General features: G+C 50.3%; 15 protein-coding genes. 4 read left to right on the forward strand and 11 right to left on the reverse strand.

Annotated elements, in window-relative coordinates:
* Nucleotides 1–3 precede the first annotated feature (3 nt).
* Nucleotides 4–1,188, reverse strand: coding sequence for a dicarboxylate/amino acid:cation symporter (locus LLU09_RS06670; RefSeq protein ID WP_228311054.1), 1,185 nt, complete (start codon nt 1,186–1,188; stop codon nt 4–6).
* Between the two features lie 94 nt (nt 1,189–1,282).
* On the reverse strand, nt 1,283–1,789 hold the full coding sequence (locus LLU09_RS06675) for a GNAT family N-acetyltransferase (protein WP_228311055.1): 507 nt from the start codon (nt 1,787–1,789) through the stop codon (nt 1,283–1,285).
* A 104-nt stretch (nt 1,790–1,893) separates the two neighbouring features.
* On the opposite strand from LLU09_RS06675, the gene LLU09_RS06680 reads away from it, so the two are divergent.
* Complete coding sequence (locus tag LLU09_RS06680) at nt 1,894–2,178, forward strand: hypothetical protein (RefSeq protein WP_228311056.1); 285 nt, start codon at nt 1,894–1,896, stop codon at nt 2,176–2,178.
* Nucleotides 2,179–2,214: 36 nt separating this feature from the next.
* Here LLU09_RS06680 and queF read toward each other — a convergent pair whose 3' ends face one another.
* The 5 genes from queF to queC form a co-directional block, all read right to left on the reverse strand.
* Entirely contained in the window at nt 2,215–2,703 is a 489-nt protein-coding gene (gene queF, locus LLU09_RS06685) for a preQ(1) synthase (protein ID WP_228311057.1), read from the reverse strand.
* A gap of 97 nt (nt 2,704–2,800) precedes the next feature.
* Nucleotides 2,801–3,496 (reverse strand): DsbA family oxidoreductase, encoded by a 696-nt coding sequence (locus tag LLU09_RS06690; RefSeq protein ID WP_228311058.1) that lies wholly within the window; start codon nt 3,494–3,496, stop codon nt 2,801–2,803.
* A 67-nt stretch (nt 3,497–3,563) separates the two neighbouring features.
* Nucleotides 3,564–4,283 carry a 7-carboxy-7-deazaguanine synthase QueE gene (gene queE / locus LLU09_RS06695; protein ID WP_228311132.1) on the reverse strand — a complete coding sequence of 240 codons (720 nt, stop codon included), beginning with the start codon at nt 4,281–4,283 and terminating at the stop codon, nt 3,564–3,566.
* Nucleotides 4,280–4,693: a 6-carboxytetrahydropterin synthase QueD gene (queD, locus tag LLU09_RS06700; protein ID WP_228311059.1), complete on the reverse strand. Its 414-nt coding sequence runs from the start codon at nt 4,691–4,693 to the stop codon at nt 4,280–4,282. Before queD ends, queE begins: the two co-directional genes overlap by 4 nt.
* Nucleotides 4,693–5,352: a 7-cyano-7-deazaguanine synthase QueC gene (gene queC, locus LLU09_RS06705; RefSeq protein WP_228311060.1), complete on the reverse strand. Its 660-nt coding sequence runs from the start codon at nt 5,350–5,352 to the stop codon at nt 4,693–4,695. Before queC ends, queD begins: the two co-directional genes overlap by 1 nt.
* A 179-nt stretch (nt 5,353–5,531) precedes the next feature.
* On the opposite strand from queC, the gene ggt reads away from it, so the two are divergent.
* Nucleotides 5,532–7,244, forward strand: a complete 1,713-nt coding sequence (gene ggt / locus LLU09_RS06710) for a gamma-glutamyltransferase (RefSeq protein WP_228311061.1) — start codon at nt 5,532–5,534, stop codon at nt 7,242–7,244.
* A gap of 147 nt (nt 7,245–7,391) precedes the next feature.
* The gene (gene trhO / locus LLU09_RS06715; protein WP_228311062.1) at nt 7,392–8,348 is read left to right on the forward strand and encodes an oxygen-dependent tRNA uridine(34) hydroxylase TrhO; all 957 of its coding nucleotides are present in this window, start codon (nt 7,392–7,394) and stop codon (nt 8,346–8,348) included.
* A 45-nt stretch (nt 8,349–8,393) separates the two neighbouring features.
* Here trhO and LLU09_RS06720 read toward each other — a convergent pair whose 3' ends face one another.
* From LLU09_RS06720 to LLU09_RS06735, 4 genes are all read right to left on the reverse strand, one after another.
* On the reverse strand, nt 8,394–9,380 hold the full coding sequence (locus tag LLU09_RS06720; protein ID WP_228311063.1) for an acrylyl-CoA reductase family protein: 987 nt from the start codon (nt 9,378–9,380) through the stop codon (nt 8,394–8,396).
* A 112-nt stretch (nt 9,381–9,492) separates the two neighbouring features.
* Complete coding sequence (locus LLU09_RS06725) at nt 9,493–10,437, reverse strand: bile acid:sodium symporter family protein (protein WP_228311064.1); 945 nt, start codon at nt 10,435–10,437, stop codon at nt 9,493–9,495.
* Nucleotides 10,438–10,572: 135 nt separating this feature from the next.
* Nucleotides 10,573–11,211, reverse strand: coding sequence for an O-methyltransferase (locus LLU09_RS06730; protein WP_228311066.1), 639 nt, complete (start codon nt 11,209–11,211; stop codon nt 10,573–10,575).
* A gap of 124 nt (nt 11,212–11,335) precedes the next feature.
* The gene (locus LLU09_RS06735) at nt 11,336–11,497 is read right to left on the reverse strand and encodes a hypothetical protein (protein WP_179287281.1); all 162 of its coding nucleotides are present in this window, start codon (nt 11,495–11,497) and stop codon (nt 11,336–11,338) included.
* A 127-nt stretch (nt 11,498–11,624) separates the two neighbouring features.
* Between LLU09_RS06735 and LLU09_RS06740 the strand changes: the two genes are divergently transcribed.
* Entirely contained in the window at nt 11,625–13,100 is a 1,476-nt protein-coding gene (locus LLU09_RS06740; RefSeq protein WP_228311068.1) for an MDR family MFS transporter, read from the forward strand.
* Nucleotides 13,101–13,111: the final 11 nt, after the last annotated feature.

Below are 13,111 nucleotides of genomic sequence, written 5' to 3' on the forward strand. Positions count from 1 at the left end.
GTATCATCCATTCAATTTTCGTTCATATGCATCGATGATGCTGCTGACTGCACCATCCCCCGTGATGTTTGCTGCAGTACCGAAGCTGTCCTGAGCCATATAGAGCGCGATCATGAATGCCACGGCCGCTTCAGTGAAGCCCAGATTCGTCATGAGCACACCACTTGCTGCCATGATTGCACCACCCGGCACACCTGGAGCCGCAATCATTACGACGCCAAGCAGCATGATCGTCCCCAGCATCGTGAAGAAGCCTGGAAGTTCATAGTCCGGCAGAACAGACATGACTGCAATCGAACAGCTGACGATCGTAATGGTGCTTCCTGCGAGGTGGATATTGGCACAAAGCGGGATGACGAAGTCTGCAATCCTGTTGCGTATTCCATTCTCCTTCGTCTGCCTCAATGTAACTGGTATCGTGGCAGCACTGCTCATCGTACCCAGCGCTGTAAAGTAGGCGGGCATCATCGTCTTTATCATCTTGAATGGATTTTTTCCGAGCAATACGCCTGCTATCGTATACTGGACGGTGATCCAGACCCAGTGGAGCAGTATCGCCACAAGAAGTACGACACCGAATACGGCGAGCGTATCAAATACCGTTCCCTGCGATGCCATCCCTGCGAATACACCTGCAATATAGAAGGGAAGTATTGGAATGACGACCTTTTCTATCAGGAATTCGACAATGTTCTTTCCTTCTTCGAACCATTTCTGCATAAGCTCAGAACGCGTGATTGTAATGACGATTCCAAAAGCGAATGCCAGAACGAGCGCTGTGAGGATGTCCATGAGCGGTGCAATTTCAAACTCGAAGAACGGCTCGAGTCCTGCACCTTCCTCGGGGACACTTCCCCCATCAGTGATGCGCGGCATGACCATCATTGCGACCAGATATGCCAGGATGCCGGCACCGAGCGTCGATATGTATGCTGTGCCCAATGTTGCACCGACGACTTTGCCGGATCCTGCGCCGATCTTGGAAATTCCGTTGGCAATGAAGAAAAGGATGATCAATGGGATCATGAAGAATATGAAGCTTCCCAGAATAGATTCCAGAGTAAGCAGCAGCCTGACCAGGAAAGCCAGTACCGATTCCATTCCCCCTGATGCATCCACACCATAATACAGTGCACCGACCCCGATACCAACGACGATGCCGGCGATCAGCTTAAGTAACAGTTTCACTAAAAATTCCCCCTATTTTCATATATTCCATCATACATCTTACACTATAAGCAGAAGGAAAAAAACAAAATTCATGAATGCGCCTTCACCCTGCTCAGCCGAGCACCTTTTCGTAGGCGACATACCAGTCATCCGCGTTGTCATCGAGATGCAGCCTGCCCCTGAATATGTAGCCGTTCTTTTCGAACTGCTTCTGCATCCTTTCATTTTCAAGGGACGTGTCCGTATGGATGGCCCTACAGCCCTCCGCTTCAAGACGGTCTTCAACTTCCTCCATCATTTTACGGGCGATGCCCCGTCCTTGCCTTGAAGGATCCACTGCCATCCGATGCATCGCCCTGCTTTCTGCACGAACAACTTCCCATTCTATTTCGTCATATGCCTCGGGGTGGTCATCGTCTACAACGACAAAGCCATCCAGGATGCCGCCTTCTTCATATACATAAAGCGACCCGGCTTCCACATCTTTCCTGAACCTGTTCATATCAGGATATTCCTCACTCCATTGGGTGTTGCCCGCACCAATCATCAGGGGAACCACCTTCTCCTTTATTTCCATTACCCTCTCCAGATCTTCATATACCGCTTCTCTGATACTCATATCGAACCTCCTAGTTTTTCTATAATTCACTATTTTCTATTTTCTCATAGACACATTATAGTGTATAATATGGATGAAATGAATATGAAGGGGAATCTTACAATATGTTCAAGTTCGACAAATATACACTGCCCTACCACATTACGAATATGATCTTCTATGTGTTCACACTGGCGGTAATCGGACTCATCTATGTCTATGTCTTCTACCCACCGCTTTCCGATGTCGCCACACAGGAGTTCTTCGCCAATTTTGGACTGCGGGAAATCGGCGGCCTGATCTTCTTCCTGCTGCTGATCATCACACCGCTGCTTGTCCTGTTTGGTGCAGTACACCACCTATACAAGATCATCACATACAAACAGTCCCGCCGCACTGCTGCAGAATAGGAAAAGGAGCCCTTTTGGGCTCCTTTTTTCGTCAGTTCATCTATTATCCACTTTTTCAGGATACATGTCATGGTTCATCATACGGTAGTCCGCCATTTCTTCATACTTGGTCCCCGGGCGGCCATAGTTGCAGTAGGGATCGATGGAGATGCCGCCACGCGGGGTGAATTTCCCCCATATTTCAATATATTTCGGATCCATCAGATTGACCAGGTCATCCATGATCATATTGACGCTGCTTTCATGGAATCCGCCGTGGTTCCTGTAACTGAAGAGGTAGAGCTTCAACGCTTTGCTTTCAACCATTTTGACATCCGGGATATAGCTGATATACAGCGTTGCAAAATCAGGCTGTCCGGTTATCGGACATAAGGTCGTGAACTCCGGGCAGTTGAATTTGACGAAGTAGTCCCGTCCCGGATATTTGTTGTCGAATGTCTCAAGGACATCCGGATTGTAGTCAAAATCATATTTTACGTTCTGGTTCCCGAGAAGACTCAGGTCCTGTGTATTTTCTTCACTCATCTTTCCTGCTCCTTTTATACATGGAGAAGCCGCGCAGCTCCCCATGTCTCCTAGTTTTTTTATAGAGGGTAGCTAAGGGACCTCTATATTGAATTTTCTACTCGCAACCGTCCTTGCCGCAGGATGCCCCTGCGTCCCCACTCATGTCGACGAGCGGCTGCTCTTCCTCATACGCCTTGTTGACCGCTTCAAGAAAAGCCTCTGGAGGCTGTGCACCGGACACACCATACTTCCGGTTTATGACAAAGAACGGTACGCCCTGGGCACCCAGCCGTGTGGCTTCATTCTGATCTGAGATGACTGCTTCCTTATAGTCATTCGAGGCGAGCTTCTGCTCCACCGTCCCACGGTCCATGCCGAGGGTCTCGGCAATGTCTAGGAGCACTTCTGCATCAGCGACATTGCTGCCCTCTGTGAAGTATGCATGATACAGATGCTCAAGTGCTTCGCCGTCCTTCCCTTCACCTTCCGCCATCTTGATCAGGCGGTGGGCGTCCATCGTATTGGAGGGGATGACCGCATCCAGATTGAATTCGAGTCCGGCGGCTTCTGCTGCCCCGCTGACCTGCCTGTTCATCTCTTTTGCCTCTTCAAGGCTCTTTCCGTACTTTTTGGCCAGCAGTTCAGCCATGCTTGCGTCGGGTGCCATCGGTGCCGAAGGGTCGAGGCGGAAGCTTTTATGGATGACGTCCACCTCATCTTTCCCGCTGAACTGCTCAAGTCCCGCTTCAAAATTATGCTTTCCTATATAGCAGAACGGACATCCGATATCAGACCAGATTTCAATTTCCATAATCCTGCCTCCTTCACTGAATAAACCCTATTCATAGTATAACATTTCAAGGAGCTGTCATCTCCCGTCAGACGCCCTGTTTATTGCTCCACAGCAGTGTATGAAGCTGCGGCAGCACTTTCGCATCATTCATGCGCGGGTCCGCCATGGCCATGTCGACAAGCCGCTCATAGCGTTCCAGCAGTTTGAATGTATGGCCTTCAACATTGTCCCCCAGATAGGGGTTGCCGACCTGGAGATAGAAGTCCACATGCGGATATTTCCCGTGGACATCCGCTGCATACTCGAAATCCTTTTCATCGAAGACGACGACTTTGAGGTTGTAGTGGGCAGTACCTTCATCCAGACCGGCCATTACACGCTCCAGCTTTCTGAAGTCGGTATCCATCCCGGAACTTGGCGGTTTGGGGCTGATCGTCACATCATCGATTACAGCAAGCCATTCCTGGAACACCGTCCCCTGCGTTTCCACAGCCAGCTTGATGCCGCGCGCCTTCGCCTTCTCCACAAAGTCCTGCATATTTTTCAGCAGTGCAGGGTTTCCTCCGGATATGGTCACATGATTATAGTTGCCAGGCGCAAGATGATCCAGCGCCGCCAATATATCATCGCCATCCATCATACGGATCTTGTCCTTCTGGCTGCCATCCCATGTGAAGGCGGAATCGCACCAGCTGCAGCTGTAGTCGCAGCCGGCCGTTCTGACGAACATGGTCTTCTGGCCGATGACTGCACCTTCCCCCTGGAAGGTCGGACCGAAAATCTCTAGTACAGGCACTTTCATCAGTTCCGACGCTCCTTGGGACGATAGATCACATAGCTTGTCGGCGTCTCCCTCAGGTAGACCTGCAGGCAGACTGGCCGGTTGTCCAGTCCATCGACAAATTCCGCCACCATATCGTATATCGTCTCCGCCATGGTTTCCGTAGTCGGCGGGCGTTCCTGGAACCGCTCGTGTTCATTGAGCAGTGTATGGTCGAATGCATCGCTGATCAGGGATTTGAGCGACGAAAAGTTGACCAGGAATCCGAGGTCGTCAAGTTCATCACCGGCAATCGTGATGTTGACGAAGTAGGTATGACCGTGGACATTGCTGCATTTTCCAGCACGGTCATCAGGTATAAAGTGTGCTGCGGAGAAGTTCAAATCTTTGTTGAGTTCAAATCTATAATCATGATCAGGCGTTTTATAGCTCATCATTGCCACTCCTTTTCATTCAGATATGCCTGCAGTCCATCGTTCCTCAGCCTGCATGCCGGGCATTCGCCACACCCGTCTCCAATGACGCCCTCATAGCACGTCAAAGTTCTGTTCCTTATATAGTCGAGCTGTCCATATTCATCGGCCAGCGCCCATGTCTGTTTCTTGTCGAGCCACATCAGAGGTGTTTCGATGACGAAGTTCCGGTCCATCGCAAGATTGGCAGTGACATTCATCGATTTGACGAAAATATCCCGGCAGTCCGGATAGCCGCTAAAGTCCGTCTCGCACACACCTGTAATGATCGTACCGGCTCCTGTCTGGTAGCCTAGGGCGGTGGCGAAGGACAGGAAGAGCATGTTTCGCGCTGGTACGAATGTGTTGGGCACGCCCTCATCCTCCGACTGGGTGATGTCCATGCCATGCTCGGTCAGTGCATTCGGGCTCAGCTGCCCAAGCAGCGACATATCAAGCACATGATGCTTGAGCCCCTGTTCCTCGGCAATGCTTTTTGCCACTTCTATCTCTTTGCTGTGGCGCTGTCCGTAATCAAATGTCACCAGTTCCACAGTTCTGTAATTTGCCAGAGCATGGAACATGCATGTCGTACTGTCCTGTCCGCCGGAGAAAACGACGAGCGCTTTGTTTCTGTCCATTCTTCATCTACCTCTCATCATTCGATATCCAATTATATGATTTTACCAATTTTTAAGGTGAATTTCCACTCTCCAAACCTTTTATTCCTCATCCTTCAGGCTGAAAGTTGTGTTTATCATTATACTTTTTAGGCTATGAAACTATATCTCGATTTAAAGAAGAACAGGAGAGATTGATAATGGCAAACCTGGAAAAGATTTTTAAAGCGCAGGAAAAATATTATGATACAGGCAATCAGATAAAAGGCGACACCGGCAGGTACGGGATGGTCGCAAGTGCCATCAAGGAGGCCACCCATGCGGGTAACCAGATGCTTGATCAGGGAGGCAATGCATTCGATGCACTCATTGCGGTGCAGCTCTCACTGGCAGTCGTTGAAGGTATGAATACCGGCATCGGCGCAGGCGGTTTCATCGTGTGCCACGAAGAGGAGAAGAATGAAACCAAAGTCATCAACGCACATTCGCGGGCGCCGGCGGAACTGGAGCCTGAATGTTTTGTAGATGATAACGGTGAAGTCATTCCTTTCGACAAACGGTCCACCCACGGAACTTCTGTCGGCGTTCCAGGCATCATGAAAGGGCTGAAGCACCTGCATGAGCAATATGCTACGCTGCCCCTTGAAACATTGATTGCGCCTGCAATCGAACTTGCCGAATCTGATTTCCGTGTGAACTCTTTATGGGAACGTACACTCGACCTTTTCGACCATCGCCTCGGGGAAGAGGCACGCAAGAAATTCATGCAGGACGGCAAGCCGCTCAGGGAAGGCGATACCATCGTCCAGCCTGAACTTGCGAAAACTTTGAAGATCATCAGGGACGAAGGGTTCGATTCCGTATATGAAGGTGAGATTGCAGATGCCATCGTAGAGGCCGTCCAGGACCAGGGCGGAGTCATGACCCATCAGGATCTCATCAACTACCATGTCAAAATTGAAGAACCGTTATGGAGCCGCTACAGAGGCTACGACATAGCGACGCCTGCCCCACCAAGCGGTGGCGGCATCGCAGTAGCCCAGCAGTTGAAAATACTCGAAAAACTCGATATTTCACAATATGATCCGCATTCCGTTGAAAAATACCATCTGCTTGCCCAGACGATGCAGCTCGCCCTTGCGGATAAGAATACGCACATCGGTGATGCAGACTTCCACGAACTCCCGATGGATGGCCTGATGGATGAGGAGTATATAACAGAACGCATTCAGCTGATCTCCGAAGAAAACAACGCCAGAACTTATGAAGCGGGAGACCCTTGGAAATATCAGCCAGGCAGGGACGGTACGATTGAAACCGACAGATATGCAGGCAATGAAGGGATGGAGACGACCCACTTCACTGCGGTGGATCAATGGGGCAATGTCGCTGCCTGCACATCTTCCATAGAACGCATCTATGGTTCAGGCATCATGGTGCCCGGCTACGGGTTCATCATGAACAACGACCTTACAGATTTCGAAGCTGAGCCGGGACAGGTCAATGAACCGAACGGCCATAAGTATCCGACAAGCTCCAAATGCCCAACGATACTGTTCCACGAAGGGAAGCCGTTCTTCACACTCGGTTCACCAGGGGCACAGACAATCGTCGCCTCCGTTGCCCAGACGATCATCAACATCATAGATTACAACATGTCCCTTGATGAAGCGATCAAGGATGCAAGAATCTATGTGACCCATGATCTTGATACACAGTGGGAGGATGGCCTCGAAAAAGAAGTACTTGAATCACTCAAGAAGCTTGGCTATTCATTCGACCAGTCGTTCAGGGAACAGACTGCAGACACCCGTCTCGGCGATGTACAGGCGATCATGATCGACCAGACGAACGGCCATAAGCTCTATGGTGCAGCCGACTCGCCGCGCCCGGGCGGTGCAGAAGGCCTGTAGCAATGAATTGAATAATTTTTGACAGGTGTAAAAAGTCCTTTCAAATGCATTGTTTAATTGATATAATAAACAATTGCATGAAAGGACTTTTATTCCATGCAACTATCAGGTATATCCTGCAAATATAATTGATAGGTGGAAAAGACAATGAAATACCAAGTTTTACTCTATTACTACTACACAGACATTGAAGATCCCGAGGGATTCTCATCGGAGCACCTTGAGCTGTGCAAAAGCATGAACCTCAAAGGGCGCATCCTGGTCGCGAACGAAGGTATAAACGGCACCGTATCCGGCACCTTGGAAGATACCGAAAAGTATATGGAATACATGAAGAATCATCCACTTTTCGATGGCATCGTGTTCAAAATCGATCCGTCTGAAGGCCACACCTTCAAGAAGATGCATGTACGTCCCCGTCCTGAGCTCGTCAACCTCAGCCTTGAGGATGACATCAATCCCCGTGAAATGACGGGTGAATACCTCGAACCAAAGGATTTCTATGCGCAGATGCAGGACGAAAATACGATTGTCCTCGATGCAAGGAACACTTATGAGTATGATGTCGGCCATTTCCGTGGCGCCATCCGTCCGGATGTGGAGACATTCCGGGAACTTCCGGAATGGGTGAGGGAGAACCGCGATATGCTCGAAGGCAAACGCATCCTGACATACTGCACCGGCGGCATACGCTGCGAGAAGTTTTCAGGCTGGCTCAAGCGTGAAGGATTTGAAGATGTCGGACAGCTCCATGGCGGCATCGCAACATACGGCAAAGACCCTGAAGTCAAAGGGCAGAACTGGGATGGCATGATGTATGTCTTCGATGAAAGGCTGACCGTACCCGTAAATCAGGTGGAACACAATGTCGTCGGCAGAGATCATTTCGACGGCACACCATGCGAACGCTACATCAACTGTGCAAATCCGGAATGCAACGACCAGATCCTCGCTTCAGAGGAAAATGAAGCGAAGCACCTTGGCGGTTGCTCCCTGGAATGTACAAAGCACCCGAGAAACAGATATGTCATTGAAAATGATCTGTCGGCAGAAGAAGTCGATGCACAGATAAAAGTGCTCGAAGAAGAAGCATACGCCAAATAAAAGAGGACCCCTCATCCAACATAGATTGGATGAGGGGTCTTTTCATCAGAATTTGACGATGACGCGGCCACGCACACGTCCTTTAAGGATATCCCGCAAAGTATCCGGCAGCTCCTCGAGCGACACTTCATGGGAGATATGCGTTTCCAGGGCAGAAGGCTTCAGTTCCCCGGCGAGGCTTTCCCAAACCTTAATCCTCGGCTCCATCGGATATTTGACGGAATCGATGCCGAGCCAGTTTATTGCCCGGGAAATGAACGGCAGGACCGTCGTCTCCACTTCTATGCCGCCTGCAAGCCCACACGTGGCGACTGAACCGCCATAATCGAGACTGCTCAATATATACTGCAATGTCTTGCCGCCAACCGGATCGATGGCTGCCTGCCATTGCCGCTTCCGGGTGGACTTTCCGTCGGTATCGGTGACTTCATCCCGGTGGATGACTTTCGCGGCCCCGAGGGATTTCAGATATTCCGCTTCTTCTGTCCGGCCGGTGCTTGCCACGACCTCATATCCCTTATCCGCGAGCATATTGATGGCAAGACTGCCGACCCCGCCGCTTGCGCCGTCGACGAGCACCTTTCCACTCCCGGGCTCAAGTCCATTCTCCTCAAGCCTCTTTACACACAGTGCGGCCGTGAAACCTGCGGTGCCGAGTTCCATCGATTCCTTGAGCGTCAGTCCTTCAGGCAGGGGGACGACCCATTCAGCCGGAATCCTGGCCACTTCACTGAAACCGCCGCTGTGCCGCGTACCGATATAGTAGCTGGTGGCGATCACTTCGTCCCCTTCCTGAAAACGTTCATCTTCAGATGAAATCACCGTACCTGCAAGGTCGATTCCCGGTACAAGCGGGAACGTCTCGGCAATGCTGCCCGTCACTGCGACCATGCCATCCTTATAGTTCACACTTGAATATGCAACTTTAATCGTCACTTCCCCTTCAGACAGATCCTCCATGCCGATCTCCTTGATATCCATCGTTGTACCCTCATCCGCCTTGTCTATGACCAATGCCTTGAATCGTTCCATATGTAGCCTCCTCATAAAATGATGAATCTTCAATATTTCACTATACCCATTTATGGAAAATTTATGTGTGCAGTCCGTAAAAGTAGAAGCCACACTTCAAAGAGGGGTGGCTTCAACCATTTCTGTATGTCTGATAGCGTATCATTCCCCTGCTTGCGAAGGAGGCAATGAGCTGCTGGAACAGCATGCAGAAGACGACGGGCATCGCAACTTTTGGCGGGAAATAGGCGGTCGCGATGACCACTCCTACCGAAATGTTCCTCATTCCCACATTATAGGTGAAGGTCGTGACGATGGACGGCTCCTTGAGCAGATAGTGTCCGGTAATCAGGGCAAAGGCATATGCAGATAAAGTAATGAACAGGACAAGGAGCAGTATGCCGATGATTTCCCAGGAAAAGTTCTGCAGGTATGGTGCGATGACGCTTCCGTTGATCATGATGATGAGCAGCAGGCTGATTTTCGAAAAAGGCGCCAGGCGCCCGCCCCATGTATCCTTCACCTTCCCCCTTGTCACTTCGTTCATCAAGATGCCAACCAGGGTCGGCAGTACGATCATCCACAGGAGCCCCATGATGAGGGAGGCGGAATCGATGGTGACCGCTGTGCCTGCAACCACAACGAGTATCAGTGGCAGGATGAGCGGGGCGAGCAGCGTATCGAGGAGGACGATGGAGAGCGCAAGCGGCAGATTGCCCCGGGTAATCGTCACCCATATGATTGAAGTCACACCGGTGGGCACTGCCACCGCCAGTGTGAAACCGATGGTCAGAAGCGCATCATCCAGCAGGACCGTTGCCAGCACATAGCCCCACACCGGCATCAGGATATGCAGGAACAGTATGCTCAGCAGTATCGTCCCCGGATATTTGACGACCATCCTGAAATCCTTGAAATCCATGCCAAGTGCCCCTGTGAAGGTCATGAAGGCAAAGAACCAGGGAATCAGGAAGAGGAAGTGCGTCCCCATTTCACCAAGCAGCACACCGATGATCAGACTGAGTGGTGTGAGGAGCGCAATCCATTTTTGAATGAAAGCATTGAAACGCGTCAGCACCGTATCCCCTTCTTTTCAATTTTATATATACTCTACCATAACGGCCATGCGCCGGTAAGGTATGCCAATAAAAAGCTCAGTATCAATCCACTTTAGTAGGTTGATACTGAGCTTTTTAATTTGTATACTCTTCGGTTAATCCAATACTGCCATGACGAACCCGTCATGTCCTCTGCTGCCTACCGTCTGAACTGCCGTTGCATCTACACGGGGATGCTCTGTAAGTATCTGCAGGAAACGCTGCATTTTAGGGCATTTCGCCTCTTCTTCTTCAAACGATTCCATGATCTTACGTTCCGTTACGATGACCGAACCGCTCTTGGCCATGTTGATTGCCGCTTCGAGGTAGTCCGGATAGTGCTTCTGATTTGCATTGATATAGATGAAATCAAAGCGCGGATATCCTCTTTCAAGCAGTTTCGGCAACGTATTTTCCGCCGGCGCCTCGATGACTTCAACCTTGTCATCCAGTTCAGCAGCCTTAATGTGCTCGAACGCTGTCTTTGCATATTCAGGGTTGGACTCGAGCGTGGCCATCCTGCCTTCCTCCGGCAGTGCCTTACCCAGCCATAATGTACTGTAGCCACTCAATGTGCCGATCTCCAACACCGTTTTTGCACCTTTGATTCTCGCCAATAACTGAAGAAATTTGCCTTGACCACTCGCCGCTTCGCTTCTTTCTTCTTCGTTTTCGAGAATTCCTGTAATTACTTCGTCGTCAGCATTCAGCTGGGAAGTAAAATACGCGTCCACATCATTCCAAAGTTTGGACATGTTAAATAGTTCGCCTCCGTATTTTGTATACACTAATTTATAGTACACTTCAATATTTTCCGAATATTTAAGAAATATACTATAGTTTTGCATACTACACTAACAGCGTATGAATTGCAAATGCTCATTTGTATTTTTTCACTATTTTTTTGACCCGGCTGTCGGATCCATATTTGCTGCTGACCATCCTGCGCGCTTCTATATGGGAACGCGCCTTTGCCTCCTTCGTATACAGCGCACCATCTTTTTCGAATGTCACAATGAAGCATTCCGTGCCACATCTCATATGCTCCGCTCCTTTTTCTGGAAATCTTCAAGACTTAATTCTTGTATAATCGCTTCATCCATAATAATATATTCAGATGCACTTATGCACCAAACATTCAAATCCAATACATACAGGAGATCTATATATGGAAAAAGACAGTGCCAGACAATATGAATATCTATCGGAAAACCCCGATATCAAAACCCTCCCGATCATGCTGTCGCTCATCATCGGGGCATTTTTTGCAATTTTGAATGAAACGCTCCTCAATATTGCGCTTACGACATTAATGGGTCAATTCGACATCACCTTGCCGACCGTGCAGTGGATGGCTACAGGCTTCATGCTCGTCATGGGCATCGTCATCCCCGTCTCGGCCCTACTGATCCAATGGTTCACCACCCGTCAGCTTTTCCTGGGGACGATGATCATATTCACCCTCGGTACAGCCATCGCCGCCTCTGCCCCGACATTCGGCATCCTGCTGACCGGCCGCCTGATACAGGCAGTGGGCACCGGCATGCTGATGCCGATCATGTTCAATGTGTTCCTGCTCATGTACCCGCCCCATAAACGTGGCAGAATCATGGGAATCGTCGGTCTCGTCATCATGTTTGCGCCGGCAATAGGGCCCACGCTCTCGGGCATCATTGTTGAATACCTCGGATGGCGTTTCCTCTTCATTACCGTCATTCCGTTCTCATTATTCTCCATAGTATTCGCCTATTTCTTCCTGGTCAATGTATCGGAAGTGACACGGCCGAAAATCGACATCCTCTCCATCTTGTTCTCCACCGTCGGTTTCGGAGCGACCATATACGGATTCAGTTCGGTCGGTGAGAGCGAAGCCGGGTTCCTGAGTCCAGTGGTGCTCGTTTCCCTTCTGCTGGGAATCGCCGGCATCTTTCTGTTTGCCTATCGGCAGCTCCACCTGGATGAGCCCATCATGGATCTCAGGGTGTTCAAGTATCCGATGTACCGCCACGCCGTCATCATGTTCGTGATCATCATCATGGCCATGTTCGCCTCGGAGATCATACTGCCGATCTATATGCAGGGTCCCTTGGCACTGAGTGCCGCCACTGCAGGCATTCTTCTGCTTCCCGGCAGTCTGCTGAACGGCGCGCTCTCCCCTTTCATGGGTCAGCTGTTCGATAAGGTCGGCCCAAGGCCGATGATGATTCCTGCAACACTTGTGCTGAGCGGCACCATGTTCATGATGAGCCGCCTGGACACCGGCAGTTCCGTATGGATGATCGTCATCGGCTTCCTGCTGCTCATGGTCTCCGTTTCGGCAATCATGATGCCTGCCCAGACCAATGGGCTCAACCAGCTGCCTAAGCGGCTCTATCCGCACGGTACAGCCGTCATATCGACCTTGCAGCCAATGGCCGGAGCCATAGGCGTTTCGGTCTTCATCAGCATCCTCAATGCCAGACAGGCAAACTACCTCTCAAATGCAGAGACCCCGGACGATCCGGCAACGATCGACTTGGCCATGGTGGCTGGTGTGGAACTCGTCTATTTCACCGCCTTCATCTTTTCCATCGTTGCGGTAGTGATGGCACTGCGCGTGTATCGTGCGCGTCCAGATGACATTGCAGACACGAAAGTTGAATAGAAATAACGCCC

Source organism: Salinicoccus sp. RF5, assembly GCF_020786625.1.
In the GTDB taxonomy this organism is placed as follows: Bacteria; Bacillota; Bacilli; order Staphylococcales; family Salinicoccaceae; genus Salinicoccus.

Excerpts from the sequence above, each read along its gene's own strand:
- LLU09_RS06675 (WP_228311055.1), bottom strand. The coding sequence starts at position 1,789 with ATGAGTATCAGAGAAGCGGTATATGAAGATCTGGAGAGGGTAATGGAA.
- LLU09_RS06680 (WP_228311056.1), top strand. The coding sequence starts at position 1,894 with ATGTTCAAGTTCGACAAATATACACTGCCCTACCACATTACGAATATG.
- queF (WP_228311057.1), bottom strand. The coding sequence starts at position 2,703 with ATGAGTGAAGAAAATACACAGGACCTGAGTCTTCTCGGGAACCAGAAC.
- LLU09_RS06690 (WP_228311058.1), bottom strand. The coding sequence starts at position 3,496 with ATGGAAATTGAAATCTGGTCTGATATCGGATGTCCGTTCTGCTATATA.
- queD (WP_228311059.1), bottom strand. The coding sequence starts at position 4,693 with ATGAGCTATAAAACGCCTGATCATGATTATAGATTTGAACTCAACAAA.
- queC (WP_228311060.1), bottom strand. The coding sequence starts at position 5,352 with ATGGACAGAAACAAAGCGCTCGTCGTTTTCTCCGGCGGACAGGACAGT.
- ggt (WP_228311061.1), top strand. The coding sequence starts at position 5,532 with ATGGCAAACCTGGAAAAGATTTTTAAAGCGCAGGAAAAATATTATGAT.
- trhO (WP_228311062.1), top strand. The coding sequence starts at position 7,392 with ATGAAATACCAAGTTTTACTCTATTACTACTACACAGACATTGAAGAT.
- LLU09_RS06720 (WP_228311063.1), bottom strand. The coding sequence starts at position 9,380 with ATGGAACGATTCAAGGCATTGGTCATAGACAAGGCGGATGAGGGTACA.
- LLU09_RS06730 (WP_228311066.1), bottom strand. The coding sequence starts at position 11,211 with ATGTCCAAACTTTGGAATGATGTGGACGCGTATTTTACTTCCCAGCTG.
- LLU09_RS06735 (WP_179287281.1), bottom strand. The coding sequence starts at position 11,497 with ATGAGATGTGGCACGGAATGCTTCATTGTGACATTCGAAAAAGATGGT.
- LLU09_RS06740 (WP_228311068.1), top strand. The coding sequence starts at position 11,625 with ATGGAAAAAGACAGTGCCAGACAATATGAATATCTATCGGAAAACCCC.